Here is a 16,825-nt window from a genome sequence, read left to right on the forward strand (position 1 = left end):
CAGGAGAGCTCCATAAGGAGTTCCAGGTGCAAGGTCACCTATTTTTTGCGTCTTGAGAGGAGGTAGGGGATGAATCGGATCATCCGCAATACTGGCTTTTATTTGATTATTTTTTTGGTGACCGTCGGGATCTTCCAGTTTATTAGCAGTCAGAATGATTCCAGTTCAAAAATCGACTACAGTCAATTCAGGCAGGAGCTGCAAAGCAACAATATTAAGAAGCTCGAGCTTCAGTTCGACGGGTATTCGTATCTGATTTCCGGTGAGTACAAGAAGAAGCCGGATAATGTGGAATCCGCTCAATTCTATACGCATTCCAGCGTAGAGGAATTCGTCGTTAAAGAAATTAACGACGCGCAGGCTTCCAATCATTTCGATATGACGGTTAAGCCGATGGAAGGCCAAAGCATTTGGCTGACGTTCCTAACCTCCATCATTCCGTTCGTTATTATCTTCGTTCTGTTCTTCTTCCTGATTAATCAGGCGCAGGGCGGCGGCGGCAAAGTGATGAACTTTGGCAAGAGCCGTGCGCGTCTCTATAACGAAGAGAAGAAGCGCGTCACATTCGAGGATGTGGCGGGTGCCGATGAAGAGAAGCAGGAGCTTGTCGAAGTTGTTGAGTTCTTGAAAGATCCGCGTAAATTCGCAGCCGTCGGAGCGCGTATTCCGAAGGGTGTTCTGCTGAACGGCCCTCCGGGTACCGGTAAAACGCTTCTAGCTCGCGCAGTTGCAGGAGAAGCAGGCGTTCCGTTCTTCAGCATCTCCGGTTCCGACTTCGTTGAGATGTTCGTCGGTGTCGGCGCATCCCGTGTTCGCGACTTGTTCGAGAACGCGAAGAAGAACGCACCTTGTATTATCTTTATCGATGAGATCGATGCTGTAGGCCGTCAGCGCGGCGCCGGACTCGGCGGCGGACATGACGAGCGCGAGCAGACGCTCAATCAGCTCCTCGTAGAAATGGACGGCTTCGGCGCAAACGAAGGTATTATCATCGTGGCAGCGACGAACCGCCCGGATATTCTTGACCCGGCGCTTCTCCGTCCTGGCCGTTTCGACCGTCAAATTACAGTTGACCGTCCAGACGTAAAAGGCCGCGAAGCGGTGCTGAAAGTACATTCACGCAACAAGCCGCTGGCAAGAGACGTGAAGCTCGATGTCATCGCGAAGCGTACGACTGGCTTTACCGGCGCGGATCTTGAGAACCTGCTGAACGAAGCAGCCCTTCTCGCAGCCCGCCGTAATAAGAAAGACATCGCGATGGTGGAAGTGGATGATGCAATCGATCGTGTTATTGTCGGTACGGAGAAACGCAGCCGCGTTGTCAGCGACCGCGAGAAACGCATCGTTGCTTACCATGAAGCAGGCCATACGATCGTCGGCTACTTCCTGGAGCATGCCGATCAAGTGCATAAAGTTACGATAATCCCGCGGGGAAAAGCAGGCGGCTATGTCATCATGCTTCCGAAGGATGGCGACCGCATGCTGGCAACCAAGCAGGAGCTTCTCGATAAAATCACGGGTCTGCTTGGCGGACGCGTAGCCGAAGAAATCTTCATCGGCGAAATCGGTACGGGTGCTTACAGTGACTTCAAGCAAGCGACGAGCATCGTACGCGCCATGATTATGGAGTACGGTATGAGCGATAAGCTTGGACCGATGCAGTTCGGCAGCTCGCAAGGTCAAGTATTCTTGGGCCGTGATATCGGACATGAACAGAACTATTCCGATGCTATTGCATACGAGATTGACCAAGAGATGCAGTCCATCATCCAAGCGTGCTATGCACGTGCGAAACAGCTGCTTAACGATAAGAGCAAAGAAGTGCATCTGATTGCACAAACCTTGCTTAAAGAAGAAACGCTGGAGCTTGAACAAATCAAACGTTTGATCGAGAGCGGTTCGATCGGCGAAAACGGAGAAGGCGGTTCTTCCGCAGGCCCGGTATCCGATGAGCCGAAAGGCGAACCAATCGTAGATACGATCGGCGGCGTGAAGGTGCGCATTCAAGGCAAAGAAGCTGGAGATCTGACGCCTCCGGCTGATGGCAACGATAACGGATCGCAGCAATCTTAAGCGTGAGAGTACAAGTGAAACTGTCCGCCTGCAGGCAACTGCAGCGGGCAGTTTTTTTTCATTAGACATCAGTGTGCACCTAATGCAGTGATTATCGCGGTAAAGAAGCCAGAACAGGCAGAGAATCAAGCTTACGGGCTTAGTAACATCTCTGCTGGCGCATACCCTGCCGAGAACGGCCAAAACGGCCGCTTTTGTGAGTTGACAGCATACCGTGCCTTGTGTAAATTAAATGTTAATCACTTGTGATGAAGACTGCGAATCAAAGGTTTGACTGCCACGGGTATGCTAGTGGGACAGCTGCCAGGCATTGGACTCGAAATTCTAGATAATAATGGTGACAGAACAGATCAACGGGCGAATGCGCCAATTTATTTTGGCAGAGTTTGTGCTTCTGTTCACAAAGTCAGTGAAAAAGAGGGGAATATTACCATGGAAGCACTAGCTCTCGAGCGGAAAGCGGAGCAGAACCGCGAACTGCGGGAACGTTTGATGCAGCTGAAGAAAGAACGTAACGCTATCATCCTTGCGCACTATTATCAGCGGGACGAAATTCAAGAAGTAGCGGATTTCCGGGGCGATTCCTTCCTGCTTGCTCAGAAGGCTGCCGAAACCGACGCGGATGTTATCGTTTTCTGCGGCGTTCATTTTATGGGCGAGAGCGCTAAAATTCTGGCTCCGAACAAGACCGTCATCATTCCGGATGAGCGTGCCGGCTGCCCAATGGCGGATATGGTCAACGTAGATGGCTTGCGCAAGCTGAAAGCGCAGCATCCCAACGCGAAAGTCGTGACTTACATTAACTCCTCTGCCGACATCAAAGCGGAAACCGATATTGTATGTACCTCCGCAAATGCGGTGCGCGTCGTCAATTCCGTCGATTCAGACGAAATCATCTGGGTGCCGGATAAGAACCTGGGGCACTACGTGCAGCAGAAAACCGACAAGAAGATGATTATCTGGGAAGGCTACTGCAACACGCATGATATGCTGACGGTTAAAGACGTGGAAGAAATGAGAGCGAAGCATCCGAACGCGCAGTTCGTTGTGCATCCGGAATGCCGCCCGGAAGTGGTAGCGCTCGGCGATTTTGTAGGCAGTACAACGGCCATCATTAAATATTGTAAAGAATCAGACTGTCAAGAATTCATCGTCGGCACCGAGGACGGAACAGGCTACCAGCTTCGACTAGACAGCCCAAATAAGACGTTTCATTTTGCAACGAAATACTTGGTTTGCCCGAACATGAAAGTCAACAACCTGAAGAAGCTTGTGAAAGCGCTGGAAACGATGCAGCCGCAAATTTACGTGCCTGAAGATGTTGCAAGCAAAGCCCGTCTATCCTTGGAACGCATGCTGCAAGTGAAGTAGTGTGTGACTCTCTTTCCGCAGAAAGGAAAGCATCCGTTATGATTCCACGTTATCTTGTTGATGTTGATTTGGAAAGTTTGCCCGTTGTTAATACAGACGTCATCGTAATCGGGGCCGGCATCGCCGGTCTTTTTACCGCAATCAAAGCCAGTGAAACCAATGACGTGCTCATGATCACGAAGAAGTCGCTCCTCGACAGCAACACGCGCTACGCTCAAGGGGGCATCGCCGCCGTCATTTCAGAGGATGACTCCCCGGCTTATCACCGGCAAGATACGCTAATCGCCGGCGCCGGCCTTTGCTTCAACGAAGCAGTCGACGTGCTTGTTCATGAGGGCACGAAGGGCGTGCAGGATCTGGTGAACATGGGCACGCAGTTTGACCAAGAGAACGGCGAATTTGCCCTTACCAAGGAAGGTGCACACAGCCAGCGGCGTATTTTACATGCAAACGGAGATGCAACAGGATTCGAGATCGTTCGTGCACTATCGGAGAAAGCGGTGGAAAACCCCCGCATCGAGGTGTGGGACGATCATTTTGTCATTGATTTGATTACGGCAAGCGACGGCGAGTGCATCGGCGCGCTTGTGCAGAAGCCTGACGGCCAGCGGTTAGTTGTTCGCGGCAGAGCCACAGTTTTATGCTCCGGCGGCGCCGGCCAGCTGTATCGGTATACGACGAATCCGGAAGTGGCGACAGGCGACGGCGTAGCGATGGCTTACCGAGCAGGAGCATACATACAAGACGTGGAGTTCTTTCAATTCCATCCGACTTCTCTCTGCTATCCGGGTGCTCCGCGCTTTCTGATATCCGAAGCGGTTCGAGGCGAAGGCGCTGTACTGCGGAACATTCGCGGCGAGCGGTTCATGGACAAGTATCATGAGCAGCTGGAGCTTGCGCCTCGCGACGTGGTGGCCCGCGCGATTGTCAGCGAGATGGAAGCGACCAAATCGACGTTTGTTTATATCGATGTTACGCATGAATCTGAAGAGATGGTGCGGCATCGTTTCCCGAATATTTATGAGTTTTGCTTGAAATACGGCCTTGATTTAACGACGGATTGGATTCCGGTCGCACCTGCCGCGCATTATATGATGGGTGGGGTCAAAACCGACTTGAACGGAGAGACGAATCTCGCTCGCCTCTTCGCGTGCGGCGAATGCTCGTCGACAGGCGTTCATGGCGCCAACCGGCTGGCAAGCAATTCGCTCTCGGAGGCTATTGTATTCGGACGCCGCATCGTGGAGCGCATCAACTCCCTGCCTCCGCTTGAGCGCAATATTCCGATTCACATGGACTCGCTGCAGCGGAGCGAGGCGCCGATTCAGGCGGTTGTCGAGAAGCGGCTGAAGCTGCAGAAAATCATGGTGCGCTATGTCGGGCTGCGGCGTGATGCCAATGGACTCGGCAAAGGGCTAGAAGAGCTCTGGCGCTTGAAATCGATTTTTCAATCGGTCATTACGAAACGCGAGGAATATGAATTTGCAAACTTGCTGACTTGTGCGTCGTTGACCGCGCAAGCTGCGCTGGCCCGGAAAGAGAGCCGCGGTGCGCACAGCCGGGAGGATTTCCCGGAGCGGGACGACCTGCTATGGCGCAAGCATACCGTGCTCCATCACAAGTACGGCTTAACGGAGGAGCGAATCGAAGATGAATGAGGCAACATTGTCGGCAGTCGGAGGCGGAAGCGCGGATACGCTGAGCGCGCAAATCCGGGCGTGGCTGGCGGAGGATATCGGGACGGGAGACATTACGAGCTGGGCAACCATTCCTGCAGGCAGCCGTTCCAAGGCGGTTATCCATGTGAAGGAAACGGGCATACTTGCAGGCATGCCGATCGCGCGGCTCGTCTTTCAAGTGGTTGACGCCTCGCTGGTCTTTACGCCGCATGCGGCCGACGGGGATGCCGTGGCCAAGGGGACGATTATTGCCGAGGTGGAAGGCAGCACGCACAGCATTCTCACCGGAGAGCGCCTGGCACTCAATCTGCTGCAGCGGCTGTCCGGAATTGCGACGAAGACGCGGGCTTTTGTCGATGCGATGGAAGGCTTGCCCGCCCGTCTCGTGGATACGCGCAAGACGACGCCAGGCCACAGGCTGCTGGAGAAGTATGCCGTTCGCGTAGGCGGAGGCTTCAATCATCGCTTCGGTTTGTATGATGCCGTTATGATTAAGGACAATCACATAAAGGGCTCCGGAGGAATTACGGGGGCGGTTGAAGCCGCGCGCCGGGTAATTCCGCATACCATGAAAATTGAAGTGGAAACGGAATCCATCGCGCAGGTGGAAGAAGCACTCGCCTGCGGCGCGGATATTATTATGCTCGACAATATGACTCATGAACGGATGCGGGAAGCCGTTGCGATCATTAAATCGCGGTCTCCCCATGTCATCGTGGAAGCATCCGGCAATGTCCGCCTCGATACGGTGCGTGCCATTGCGGCCTGCGGCGTTGACGTGATCTCCGTCGGCGGCCTGACCTATTCCTTCCAGTCGCTGGATATCAGCCTCGACTTGAATGGCAAGAAGGGGGGCGCCACCGCTTGATCGTTGTCGTCGACGTAGGCAATACGAATATCGTGCTGGGTATTTATCAAGCCCGTAAGCTGCTGTATCACTGGCGGCTCAGCACGAACCGCTCCGCAACGGTGGATGAATACGGGATTATGATTCATAATTTGTTTCAGATCGCAGGCGTGAAGCTGGATCAGATCGAGGGCGTAATCATCTCTTCCGTCGTTCCGCCGCTTATGCGCACGCTGGAACAGCTGTCTCTGAAATACATGCGCAAATCACCGCTGGTCGTTGGTCCCGGCATTAAGACGGGCCTGAACATCCGCTACGAGAATCCGCGCGAAGTTGGCGCCGATCGGATCGTGAACTCCATCGCCGGCATCGAGAAGTATGGTGCGCCGCTGATCGTCGTTGATTTCGGCACGGCGACGACCTTCGATTATATTGACGCGGGAAGCAACTACCTGGGAGGCGCCATTGTTCCGGGCATCGGCATTTCTACGGAGGCGTTGTATCAGAGAGCCGCGAAGCTGCCGCGCATCGAACTTGTGAAGCCGAAGAGCGTTATTGGACGCAACCCGGTCACTTCGATGCAGGCGGGTATTATTTTCGGCTATGCGGGACAAGTTGACGGTATCGTCAATCGGATTCGCAAAGAATTCAGCGTCACGCCGCGCGTAATCGCGACAGGCGGGTTGGCGGACCTGATCGCTGCCGAATCGGAAACCATCGAAGAAGTAGACCCGCTGCTCACATTAGAAGGTCTGCGCATCATATACGAACGCAACCAAGAATAGAAGATACAGTAAGGCGAGCTTTTAAGGGCAAGAAGGAGGAGACTGTAGCATGAGAGAAGATACAACAACGAAGCAGGATTACCTCGTTCGAGGCACCGCATGGAACGGACAGCTGCGCGTGTTCGCCGTTCAAACGACAAGGCTTGTGGAAGAGCTGCGCAGACGCCACGATACGCTGCCGACGACTACGGCGGCGCTTGGACGGACGGCTACGGCCGGCTCGATGATGGGCGCCATGCTGAAGGGCAGAGAGAAGCTAACCATTCAAGTTAAAGGGGATGGCCCGGTGGGCCAAATCGTCGTGGATGCCAATGCAAGCGGTGAGGTGCGCGGATACGTCGACAACCCTCAGGTACTGCTCCCCAGCAATTCGCTCGGCAAGCTGGACGTAGCCGGCGCAGTCGGACGCACGGGTTATATACACATTACGAAGGATTTGGGATTGAAGGAGCCGTACCGCGGCAGCACGCCGATCGTATCGGGCGAGCTGGCTGAAGATTTTACCTATTACTTCGCCACTTCCGAGCAGACGCCTTCCGTTGTCGGACTGAGCGTGTTAGTGGACGAATACGGCAGAGTGATCACAGCAGGCGGGTTTATCGTGCAGGTGCTGCCTGGCATAAGCGAAGAAAGCTTAACGAGGCTGGAAGCGGCAATCGACGGGCTGCCGCCGATCTCATCGCTGCTTGAGCAAGGTGAAACGCCGGAAGGCTTGCTGAAGCGCGTTGTAGGCGACGAGCTGCAGCTGATGGATGAGCTTGATATCGTATTTAAATGCGAATGCTCGCAAGAGCGGGTGGAACGTACGCTCATTAGTATGGGCGAGCAGGATTTGAAACAAATCATTGAGGAAGACGGACAAGCTGAAGTCGAGTGCCATTTCTGCAACGAGAAGTATGTTTTTGACCGTCCGCAGCTGGAATTGCTGCTCGAACAGGCGAAGCCGAAACCGATTCAATAATCGGAGGCTAAGCGCGTATGAAGAAAGACCGAGTGCTGAAGCGTATTTTGCTGCTTCAGGCGTTGTGTATGTTATTATTGGCGTTTATCGTCGTGTACCGCGTCTTGCTGCCGCCAAAGTCCGTGCCTCAGGTGCCGGCTGAAGGCACGCAGGGGCTTAATGAAGGTCCGGTCGAACAGCCGGGGCCGATTGCCGCCAAAGTCGGCGATGAGCAGATCACCGTCAAGCAGCTGAACGACCAGCTGCGGCTTCAGTACGGTGATTCGGTGCTGCGGCTGCTGATGGTGCGCGCGGCAACCCGCATGGATGCGGATGCATATGGCTTGCAGGTATCCAGCGCGGAGCTGAGCGACGAGCTGACGTCCATGATGGCGGGGTATGATAGCGAAGACCAGTATTACGCGGCGATGAAGGAACAGCTGGGCCTGACGCCGGACGGCATTCGCGAGGATACGAAGTACCGGCTGCTGCTGGAGAAGATCGCGGTTCAGACCGCTGATGTGAGCGAAGCGGAAGTGGATGCCTATATTGCCGATAACGAGGCTGAATTCGCGCCGCAAACGCAGCTTCGGTTATCCTGGATCGTACTGAAGTCGAAGAAGGAGGCCGAGCAGCTGCTCGATAAGCTTAAAGACGGGGAGGATTTTGCGCTTATGGCCAAGACCTACTCTATCGACGCGAACACGGCTTCGGGCGGCGGCGATCTTGGCGATGTCGATGCAGATGATCCGTTCCTGGATCCGAATGTGCTCCAAGCAGCAACACAGCTGGCTGTGGGAGATATAACAGGTCCGATTGCAGTGGAGAAGGGCCAGGCTATTATTCGCTTAACGGAGAAGAAGACCGAAGGCCGTATGAGTCAGGATCAGATCCGCGACAAAGCCCGCCGGGAACTGGCGATGTCGAAATTAAATGGACAGCGGTCGGTTGAAGACACCCTGCTGACCAAATATAATGCAGTTGTTATCCCTTAGTTTGAGGCTCATTCCAATGCTTGCGTGCGGCGGAATGAGCCAAAACTCGCTATTGACAACAACTGGGTGTCATTGATAAAATGTAGCTAAAACCAACTGAATTAGTCGGAATAAGGAGGAGCACTTTTCATGGCCAAAATTGTACAAAGCGTCATTGAGCTTATCGGGGATACGCCGCTTGTCCGCTTAAACCGTTTGGTACCGGAAGACAGCGCTGAAATTTACGTGAAATTGGAGTATCAGAATCCGGGTGCAAGCGTTAAAGACCGCATTGCCATCAGCATGATCGAGGTTGCTGAGCAAGAAGGGCGCATTAAGCCGGGGGATACGATCGTAGAACCTACGAGCGGCAATACAGGGATCGGTTTGGCAATGGTCGCTGCGGCAAAGGGCTACAAGGCCATTCTCGTTATGCCTGAAACGATGAGCATCGAGCGCCGCAATCTGCTTCGCGCCTATGGTGCAGAGCTAGTTCTGACGCCGGGATCCGAAGGGATGAACGGTGCGGTTCGCCGTGCAGAGGAGCTGCAGGCCGAGAATCCTTCTTACTTCATTCCGCAACAATTCAAGAACCAAGCGAACGTGAAGATTCACCGCGAAACAACAGGACCGGAAATCGTGGAAGCCATTAATTCGCTGGACGGCAAATTGGACGCATTTGTTGTGGGCATCGGCACTGGCGGTACGATCACTGGCGCAGGCGAAGTGCTGAAGAAGAACTTCCCTGGCATTAAGGTCGTTGCTGTTGAGCCGGCTGCTTCCCCTTTGCTCTCCGGTGGAAATCCTGGCGGCCACAAAATCCAAGGGATCGGCGCAAACTTCATTCCTGAGATTCTGAACCGTGAGATTTACGATCAAGTCATTACGATTGAGAACGATGAAGCATTTGATACAGCTCGCCGCGCTGCGAAAGAAGAAGGTATTCTGTGCGGCATTTCCTCCGGCGCTGCGATTTTCGCGGCACTGAAGGTTGCGAAGGAACTTGGTAAAGGCAAGCGTGTCGTTGCGGTTATCCCGTCGAATGGCGAACGTTACCTGTCCACGCCGCTGTTCAACTTCGAGAACTAATTTATCAATCATCGGTTAACAGGAAGAGGATCTCCTTTCACGGAGGTCCTCTTTTGCCTGATACGGCCTCAGGGAAGCGTGTTCTGCATCGTATGCGGGAGGCACGCAGCTTCGCGGCGGCTCTTTCCTTTTGGATGCAATTTCGGTATACTAGCTTCCAAACAAAGAGCTACGTCTCTTTTGATCGGTGAAGAAGTGGAGGGCTGAGAATGGAACGAACAGCCTTTAAAGAATGGATCGACTGGCAGGCGCAGGGCTGCACGTCGCTGCCGCTGCTCTTGAAGCGGCCCCTTGCCGAAGGCGAAGGGCGCCCAGCCTCATGGGAAGCTGCATGGCGTGCGGGAGCTCCGCATGCGTTTGTAATGGAGAGCGGCAAGGACGGACGATATACCTACCTCGGCTTGCATCCGTCCTCAATTATTCAGGGCAAAGGCGTGCACGGGGAAGCGGTTGACGCTGCTTCAGGCCAAGTGACGGTTTACGAGCTGAAACCGCTGGACGCGGTGCGCAGCTGGATGAGCGGGCATAAGTCGCCGCGCGTGCCGGGAGCGCCCAAATGGACGGGCGGCTGCGCCGGCTATTGGAGCTATGATGTAATCCGAACGATTGAACGCATTCCGGAGCAGGCTGCAGACGATCTTGGCTTGCCGGACTATTTGTTCATGCGGATAGACGAGCTCTGGATAGTTGACCATTTGGAGCAGCAGCTGCACGTCGCGGTACATACCGGGATCGACGTCGGCACGGATGCTTCTCAACTGGAAGCGCGGTACCACGAAGCTCGTCAGCGTGCGGAACAGCTTATGGAACAATGGGCTGCCTTTATGGGCGGTCATGAAGCGGAAACAGCGGAATCCGTTCGCAGGGAGCGGATCGCGTTTATGGATGAAGGGACGCCTCACATCGACGTGGCAGCTATCGAAGGGATTACATCTCCTTTTGCCAAGGCAGCTTATGAAGCGGCCGTAGAACAAATTCGATCGTACATCGCTGCAGGCGATGTTTTCCAGGTCAATTTATCGCAGCGGCAGGATCGTCCGTCCAAGACGGATCCCCGCGAGCTGTATGAGTGGCTGCGGCTGGTTAACCCATCGCCCTATATGGGTTACCTGAGCAGCCCAGATTTTCAATTGGTATCGGGCTCGCCCGAGCTGCTCGTAGAGGTTTCGGACGGCAAACTGGCAACGCGTCCGATCGCGGGCACAAGGCGCCGCGGCCGGACGGAGGCGGAAGACAAGCTGCTGGCGGATGAGCTGCTTCATAATGAGAAAGAGCGCGCCGAGCATATTATGCTTGTCGATTTGGAGCGTAATGATTTGGGGCGGATTTCGGCCTTCGGTTCGGTAAAAGTCGAAGAGCTGATGGTCATTGAATATTACAGCCATGTCATGCATCTGGTATCGCAGGTGGAAGGCAGACTGGCAGAAGGCAAGGACGCTTACGATGTTATCGGCGCAACGTTCCCCGGTGGTACAATTACCGGTGCGCCGAAGATCCGAACCATGGAGATTATCGAAGAGCTTGAGCCTACGAGGCGCGGTCCGTACACGGGCTCCATGGGATGGATTGACTACAACGGCGATATGGAATTTAATATTATTATACGAACGATGGTCGTCAAGGATGAGGTTGTTCACGTGCAGGCCGGAGCCGGGATTGTGATCGATTCCGTACCGGAGCGGGAATACGTGGAGTCCATGAATAAAGCCAAGGCGCTGTGGAAGGCCATTCAGTACAGCGAGCAGTGGTCGGCGCTTAGCCGCGCGTAAACAGCAGCCATTAAAGTGAACGGAAGGGGAACACAAATGATATTGGTCATCGATAACTACGATTCGTTTACGTATAACTTGGTGCAGTATTTGGGTGAGCTGGGCGAGGAGATCGTTGTCAAACGCAATGACGAAATCGATCTCGACGGCATTGCTGCGCTGGCACCGGATCATATTCTCATTTCCCCGGGACCTTGCAGTCCTAATGAAGCGGGCATCAGCCTCGCGCTAATCGAGCGCTTCAAGGGCGAAATCCCGATCTTCGGCGTATGCTTGGGTCATCAGGCGATCGGACAAGCTTTCGGCGGCGACGTCGTGCGCGCGGAGAAGCTGATGCACGGCAAGACCTCGCAGATTTATCATGACGGCCGTACGATTTTCGCCGGCATTCCGTCCCCTTACACGGCGACGCGTTACCACTCGCTTATCGTGAAGCGCGACACGCTGCCGGACTGCCTGGAAATCAGCGCGGAGACGGAAGAAGGCGAAATCATGGGACTTCGCCACAAAGAATACGCAATTGAAGGCGTTCAATTTCACCCGGAGTCCATCATCACCGAGAACGGATTTACCCTGCTCCGCAATTTTCTGAATACGCGGACGGGCGCGGCGCGATGAAGATCGGTTGGAACGGTACCATCAAGCGTCAGGAGGAAGCCGTGATCTCGGTTTATGATCACGGTTTTTTGTATGGCATGGGATTGTTTGAGACGTTCCGCACCTATGAGGGCAGGCCGTACCTGCTGGAACGCCATTTGGAGCGGCTGTCTGCCGGCTGCCGCTCGCTTGGGATACACTATCAACCGGATGGGGCTGCAATTCAAAGCTGGCTACGCGAGCTAATGGACGCGAACGAGATTGAAGAGGCCTACGTACGGCTTACCGTGACTGCGGGCGAAGGCATCCTAGGTCTGCCTTCGGGCGATTACGAGGCGCCGAATGCGCTGCTGCTCGTTAAGCCGCTGTCCGTGCCGGACCCTGCTCTTTACACGGAGGGACGGCAATTGGCGCTGCTGGCGACGCGCCGCAATACACCAGAGGGCGAAATTCGGCTTAAGTCGCTTCACTATATGAATAATATCGTGGCAAAACGGGAATTAACGGCAATAGGGGCGTTGCCCGGTGCGGAAGGGCTGATGCTGACCCGGGAAGGCTGGCTGGCCGAAGGTATTGTCAGTAATCTCTTCTTCATGAAGGAGGGACGATTGTTCACGCCGTCCATTGCAACAGGCATCTTGCCGGGCATCACGCGTCAGCGGGTAATCGAGCTGGCGGCAAGCGTGGGGATCGGCACCGAGGAAGGCTACTATACATGGGACGAGCTCGCTCTTGCCGAGGAGGCATGGCTCACGACTTCCGTGCAGGAGCTGGTTCCCGTCACCTCGCTGCGGGATGCCGCAGGTCAGGTGCGCAGCGTAGGCAGGGCATCGGCCGGGCCGCTGGCGACAAGGCTTCTAGCCCTCTATAGGGAGGAGACACGACGATGACAGTAATGGATGCCCAGCAGAAACAATGGCCGTATCAGCGCGCTTACATCTTTCCGGATGGAGCAAAGCTTCAATTGGGCACGCGCACGCTGATAATGGGTATTTTGAATACAACGCCGGATTCCTTCTCAGACGGCGGCCGTTATAACGAGACGGAAGCCGCGGTTCGTCACGCTCGGCAGATGGAAGCCGATGGCGCCGATATTATCGACATCGGCGGAGAGTCCACCAGACCGGGCTTTGCGGCGGTATCGCTCGATGAGGAATTAAAACGGGTAATTCCGGTGATCAAGGCGGTTCGCTTGGCACTTCCTCATATGCCGATCTCCATTGATACCTATAAAGCGGAGACGGCCCGGCAGGCGCTGGAAGCCGGCGCTCATCTAATTAACGACATTTGGGGGCTCAAAGCCGACCCCCAAATGGCGGAAGTCGCCGCGGCGTTCCGCTGCCCGGTCATCATCAGCCATAACCGGCATAACCGTGATTACGGAGATCTTGCTTTGGACGTAATGGCCGATCTGCTGGAGAGTGTGGACATAGCTCGAGCTGCCGGCGTCTTGGATGCGAACATTTGGCTGGATCCGGGCATAGGGTTTGCCAAGACGCATGCCGATAATCTGGCATTGATGAGCCAACTCCATAAGCTGACCGGTCATGGATTCCCCATACTGCTGGGAACGTCACGCAAGAAATTCATTCGCGATACGCTGGGCGGGCTGCAAGCCCATGAGGTCGCCTTCGGCACGGCGGCGACAACGGTGCTTGGCATTGCCCAAGGCTGCCAAGTCGTCCGCGTGCATGATGTGCGCAGCAACAGTGAAGCGGCAAGAATGACCGATGCCATCGTATATCCGCGATAGGAGCGGGCGCGTACAGGGTATTCGACCTATGCCTCAGCAGGAGAATGGAGAGGGGCCACACATGGCGATGGACAAAATGATTTTGCGCGGGATGCGCTTTTTCGGGTACCATGGCGTATTCCCGGAGGAAAATAAGCTGGGACAGCAGTTTATTATCGATCTTGCACTGCAGCTCGACTTGTCGGAAGCTGCAGCAAACGATGATTTGACAAGCACGGTGAACTATGCCGAGATTCATGCTTTTGTGAAGAAGATCGTCGAAGGACCGCCGTTTAAATTGATTGAGGCTTTAGCCGGCAACATTGCATCGTCCGTGCTCGACGCTTATACTAGTGTAAATGAAGTGACGGTGTCCGTAACGAAGCCGCATCCGCCGTTCGAAATTTATTTTGACGGGGTGACAGTGGAACTTTGCAGAAAGCGGGATGATCATGGAAGACAACAACCCGCCAGGGACTGAAGAGCAGCGTTCAGTTGGCAGCGAAGCGTACATTGCGCTAGGCGCTAATGTCGGCAATCGCGAGCAGCTGCTGCGCGATGCGCTGAACCTGCTCGAGAAGCACCCGGAGATATCGGTTTTACGCGTATCGTCCATTTACGAGACGGCACCGGTCGGTTATACCGATCAGCCGGCTTTTCTAAATATGGCGGCAGCTCTCCGCACGACGCTGTCTCCCATGCAATTACTTCATGCCATGCAGGCCATGGAAAATCAACTGGGCAGAAAGCGGGATATCCGGTGGGGTCCGCGCACGATAGATCTCGACCTGCTGCTTTACGAACAAGTGATTTTGCCTGACGAAGAGCTGACGCTGCCGCATCCGCGCATGATGGAGCGGGCATTTGTGCTTGTTCCGCTCGGAGATGTGCTGCAGAACGAACATACGCTGTACAAGCAAGTCACGGCAATCGCGCAGCGAGCGCTGCAGGACAGAGGGGAAGGAATCGCGCTATGGAATACGATCAATTGGCAGGACGCGTCCGCGCATTCCGTAAGCTGAAGGGCTATACGCAGCAAGAGCTAGCGGCGAAACTGGAGGTATCTGTTGCCGTTCTCGGGTCGTTGGAGCGGGGAACACGCAAGCCGGACCTCAAACTGTTGGAACGCATTTCGGAAGCCCTTGGCATCAGCTATGCAGATCTTACCGCGGACAATCAATCCTAGCAGCACCGATCACGAAATGATGTATTTACCAAATAACCTCCGCGAAGTCAGAAGGGAGACTGGATGTCCATGCTTAAAATCGGAAACATCGAGATGAAAAACAGAGTCGTGCTCGCGCCGATGGCAGGTGTGTGCAACCCGGCTTTTCGACTGATTGCCAAAGAGTTCGGCACTGGCCTTGTCTGTGCCGAAATGGTCAGCGATAAAGCGATCCTGCACGGCAACAAGCGTACGATGGAAATGCTGTTCGTCGATGAGCGCGAGAAGCCGCTCAGCCTTCAAATTTTCGGCGGCGACCGCGAGTCGCTGGTGGAAGCCGCGAAAGTCGTCGATAAACAAACCAATGCGGATATTATCGATATCAACATGGGCTGTCCTGTCCCGAAAGTGACAAAATGCGATGCAGGCGCACGCTGGCTGCTCGACCCGAACAAGATATACGAAATGGTATCGGCTGTAGTCGATGCTGTGGATAAGCCTGTGACGGTCAAAATGCGGATCGGCTGGGACAGCGAGCATGTCTTTGCAGTCGAGAATGCGCAAGCTGTAGAACGCGCGGGCGGCAAGGCTGTCAGCGTTCACGGCCGCACGAGGGAACAATTGTATACGGGCAAGGCTAACTGGGACATCATAAGGGATGTTAAACAAGCCGTATCCATTCCCGTTATTGGAAACGGCGACGTATTTACGCCAGAGGATGCCCAGCAGCTGCTTACGCATACCGGCTGCGACGGTGTCATGATCGGCCGCGGCGCGCTCGGCAATCCATGGATGCTGTACCGTACCATTCATTACTTGACGACGGGCGAGCTGCTGTCCGATCCGACGCCGCGCGAGAAGATGGATGTAGCCATCCTGCACATGGACCGGCTGGTGAACCTCAAGGGGGAATCCACGGCTGTACGCGAGATGCGCAAGCATCTGGCGTGGTACCTCAAAGGTATTCCAGGCGCAGCACGTGTAAAAGATGTCATTATGGAAGAAACCACCCGTGATAAGATGGTGAAAATTTTAGGGAATTATGTCGAATCTCTAGGTGAAATGGGCGAGTCCCCTGTGACCGCGGCCTCATCCGCCTCTAACGAAGCTGTATACCACTAATAAACAACGCAAAGGAGCCAGCCGGCGCCTTTGCGTTTCGTGGAGTTAAGCGATTACATTTTGAATTTGGCTTTCGTTGACATATAGGGGAAGTTGAAATATAATCTTCCAATAACAAACCGTCCGCCTGGTTTGGGATTGTCTAAAAACTGATTACTGCGCGGTGTCATCATGGGCATGGAGCGTAATATATTAAGTAACAGTGAATTCATACTCGGTATGAATAAAAGCCACACGACAGGAGAATTGGTAACATGAGCGATAAAGAGATTATTCTTACACAGGACGGACTTAAGAAACTTGAAGATGAACTAGAGAATCTGAAGTCCGTTAAACGTCGTGAAGTTGCCGAGCGGATTAAAGTGGCTATCGGCTACGGCGATATCAGTGAGAACTCGGAATATGAAGATGCAAAGAATGAACAGGCGTTTATTGAAGGCCGCATTATTACGCTCGAGAAGATGCTCCGCAACGCCCGTATCATCAATAACGATGAAATCAACATCGATACTGTCAGCATCGGCTCGATCGTTACGGTTGAAGATCTGGAATTCGGCGATACAATGGAATATGCCATTGTAGGTACTGCGGAGTCCGATCCGCTTAAGAATAAGATTTCAAACGAAAGTCCGGTTGGTAAAGCGATACTTGGCAAGAACAAAGGAACCGTTGTAGAAGTAAG

The 16,825-nt window shown here is 54.1% G+C and carries 17 protein-coding genes (1 of these 17 cut by a window edge); all 17 read left to right on the forward strand.

The features are described from left to right. Nucleotides 1–69: 69 nt before the first annotated feature. Nucleotides 70–2,073, forward strand: a complete 2,004-nt coding sequence (gene ftsH, locus KXU80_RS18955) for an ATP-dependent zinc metalloprotease FtsH (RefSeq protein WP_219834757.1) — start codon at nt 70–72, stop codon at nt 2,071–2,073. A gap of 432 nt (nt 2,074–2,505) precedes the next feature. After that, nucleotides 2,506–3,444, forward strand: coding sequence for a quinolinate synthase NadA (nadA, locus tag KXU80_RS18960; protein WP_219834758.1), 939 nt, complete (start codon nt 2,506–2,508; stop codon nt 3,442–3,444). A gap of 38 nt (nt 3,445–3,482) precedes the next feature. Continuing rightward, nucleotides 3,483–5,102 (forward strand): L-aspartate oxidase, encoded by a 1,620-nt coding sequence (gene nadB, locus KXU80_RS18965; protein WP_219834759.1) that lies wholly within the window; start codon nt 3,483–3,485, stop codon nt 5,100–5,102. Beyond that, nucleotides 5,095–5,991, forward strand: coding sequence for a carboxylating nicotinate-nucleotide diphosphorylase (nadC, locus tag KXU80_RS18970; protein WP_219834760.1), 897 nt, complete (start codon nt 5,095–5,097; stop codon nt 5,989–5,991). The genes nadB and nadC overlap by 8 nt, the downstream gene beginning before the upstream one ends. Beyond that, nucleotides 5,988–6,755: a type III pantothenate kinase gene (locus tag KXU80_RS18975; RefSeq protein WP_219834761.1), complete on the forward strand. Its 768-nt coding sequence runs from the start codon at nt 5,988–5,990 to the stop codon at nt 6,753–6,755. The genes nadC and KXU80_RS18975 overlap by 4 nt, the downstream gene beginning before the upstream one ends. 49 nt (nt 6,756–6,804) lie before the next feature. Beyond that, nucleotides 6,805–7,716, forward strand: coding sequence for an Hsp33 family molecular chaperone HslO (gene hslO, locus KXU80_RS18980; protein ID WP_219834762.1), 912 nt, complete (start codon nt 6,805–6,807; stop codon nt 7,714–7,716). A 17-nt stretch (nt 7,717–7,733) separates the two neighbouring features. Next, on the forward strand, nt 7,734–8,690 hold the full coding sequence (locus tag KXU80_RS18985; protein ID WP_219834763.1) for a peptidylprolyl isomerase: 957 nt from the start codon (nt 7,734–7,736) through the stop codon (nt 8,688–8,690). A gap of 129 nt (nt 8,691–8,819) precedes the next feature. Then, nucleotides 8,820–9,758: a cysteine synthase A gene (gene cysK, locus KXU80_RS18990; protein ID WP_219834764.1), complete on the forward strand. Its 939-nt coding sequence runs from the start codon at nt 8,820–8,822 to the stop codon at nt 9,756–9,758. A gap of 209 nt (nt 9,759–9,967) precedes the next feature. Then, a complete protein-coding gene (locus KXU80_RS18995; protein ID WP_219834765.1) occupies nt 9,968–11,527 on the forward strand; it encodes an anthranilate synthase component I family protein in 1,560 nt (519 codons plus the stop codon). Nucleotides 11,528–11,563: 36 nt separating this feature from the next. Then, nucleotides 11,564–12,145 carry an aminodeoxychorismate/anthranilate synthase component II gene (gene pabA, locus KXU80_RS19000; protein WP_219834766.1) on the forward strand — a complete coding sequence of 194 codons (582 nt, stop codon included), beginning with the start codon at nt 11,564–11,566 and terminating at the stop codon, nt 12,143–12,145. After that, nucleotides 12,142–13,014, forward strand: a complete 873-nt coding sequence (locus KXU80_RS19005) for an aminotransferase class IV (protein ID WP_219834767.1) — start codon at nt 12,142–12,144, stop codon at nt 13,012–13,014. Before pabA ends, KXU80_RS19005 begins: the two co-directional genes overlap by 4 nt. A gap of 5 nt (nt 13,015–13,019) precedes the next feature. Further along, nucleotides 13,020–13,877 carry a dihydropteroate synthase gene (folP, locus tag KXU80_RS19010; protein ID WP_219839115.1) on the forward strand — a complete coding sequence of 286 codons (858 nt, stop codon included), beginning with the start codon at nt 13,020–13,022 and terminating at the stop codon, nt 13,875–13,877. A 67-nt stretch (nt 13,878–13,944) separates the two neighbouring features. Then, entirely contained in the window at nt 13,945–14,337 is a 393-nt protein-coding gene (gene folB / locus KXU80_RS19015) for a dihydroneopterin aldolase (RefSeq protein WP_219839116.1), read from the forward strand. Next, nucleotides 14,309–14,878: a 2-amino-4-hydroxy-6-hydroxymethyldihydropteridine diphosphokinase gene (folK, locus tag KXU80_RS19020; RefSeq protein ID WP_219834768.1), complete on the forward strand. Its 570-nt coding sequence runs from the start codon at nt 14,309–14,311 to the stop codon at nt 14,876–14,878. Before folB ends, folK begins: the two co-directional genes overlap by 29 nt. Further along, a complete protein-coding gene (locus KXU80_RS19025; protein ID WP_219834769.1) occupies nt 14,830–15,042 on the forward strand; it encodes a helix-turn-helix domain-containing protein in 213 nt (70 codons plus the stop codon). Before folK ends, KXU80_RS19025 begins: the two co-directional genes overlap by 49 nt. A gap of 69 nt (nt 15,043–15,111) precedes the next feature. Continuing rightward, nucleotides 15,112–16,143: a tRNA dihydrouridine synthase DusB gene (gene dusB, locus KXU80_RS19030; protein WP_219834770.1), complete on the forward strand. Its 1,032-nt coding sequence runs from the start codon at nt 15,112–15,114 to the stop codon at nt 16,141–16,143. 254 nt (nt 16,144–16,397) lie between these two features. Continuing rightward, nucleotides 16,398–16,825, forward strand: the 5' portion of a protein-coding gene (greA, locus tag KXU80_RS19035; protein ID WP_219834771.1) for a transcription elongation factor GreA. 49 nt of this gene lie beyond the right edge of the window; the window shows 428 of its 477 coding nt (coding positions 1–428); it begins with the start codon at nt 16,398–16,400; its stop codon lies beyond the right edge, outside the window.

It is taken from the genome of Paenibacillus sp. R14(2021), assembly GCF_019431355.1.
GTDB lineage: Bacteria > Bacillota > Bacilli > Paenibacillales > Paenibacillaceae > Paenibacillus_Z.

Coding starts and splice junctions, on each gene's coding strand:
- ftsH (WP_219834757.1), top strand. CDS start 70: ATGAATCGGATCATCCGCAATACTGGCTTTTATTTGATTATTTTTTTG.
- nadA (WP_219834758.1), top strand. CDS start 2,506: ATGGAAGCACTAGCTCTCGAGCGGAAAGCGGAGCAGAACCGCGAACTG.
- nadB (WP_219834759.1), top strand. CDS start 3,483: ATGATTCCACGTTATCTTGTTGATGTTGATTTGGAAAGTTTGCCCGTT.
- nadC (WP_219834760.1), top strand. CDS start 5,095: ATGAATGAGGCAACATTGTCGGCAGTCGGAGGCGGAAGCGCGGATACG.
- hslO (WP_219834762.1), top strand. CDS start 6,805: ATGAGAGAAGATACAACAACGAAGCAGGATTACCTCGTTCGAGGCACC.
- KXU80_RS18985 (WP_219834763.1), top strand. CDS start 7,734: ATGAAGAAAGACCGAGTGCTGAAGCGTATTTTGCTGCTTCAGGCGTTG.
- cysK (WP_219834764.1), top strand. CDS start 8,820: ATGGCCAAAATTGTACAAAGCGTCATTGAGCTTATCGGGGATACGCCG.
- KXU80_RS18995 (WP_219834765.1), top strand. CDS start 9,968: ATGGAACGAACAGCCTTTAAAGAATGGATCGACTGGCAGGCGCAGGGC.
- pabA (WP_219834766.1), top strand. CDS start 11,564: ATGATATTGGTCATCGATAACTACGATTCGTTTACGTATAACTTGGTG.
- KXU80_RS19005 (WP_219834767.1), top strand. CDS start 12,142: ATGAAGATCGGTTGGAACGGTACCATCAAGCGTCAGGAGGAAGCCGTG.
- folP (WP_219839115.1), top strand. CDS start 13,020: ATGGATGCCCAGCAGAAACAATGGCCGTATCAGCGCGCTTACATCTTT.
- folB (WP_219839116.1), top strand. CDS start 13,945: ATGGACAAAATGATTTTGCGCGGGATGCGCTTTTTCGGGTACCATGGC.
- folK (WP_219834768.1), top strand. CDS start 14,309: ATGGAAGACAACAACCCGCCAGGGACTGAAGAGCAGCGTTCAGTTGGC.
- KXU80_RS19025 (WP_219834769.1), top strand. CDS start 14,830: ATGGAATACGATCAATTGGCAGGACGCGTCCGCGCATTCCGTAAGCTG.
- dusB (WP_219834770.1), top strand. CDS start 15,112: ATGCTTAAAATCGGAAACATCGAGATGAAAAACAGAGTCGTGCTCGCG.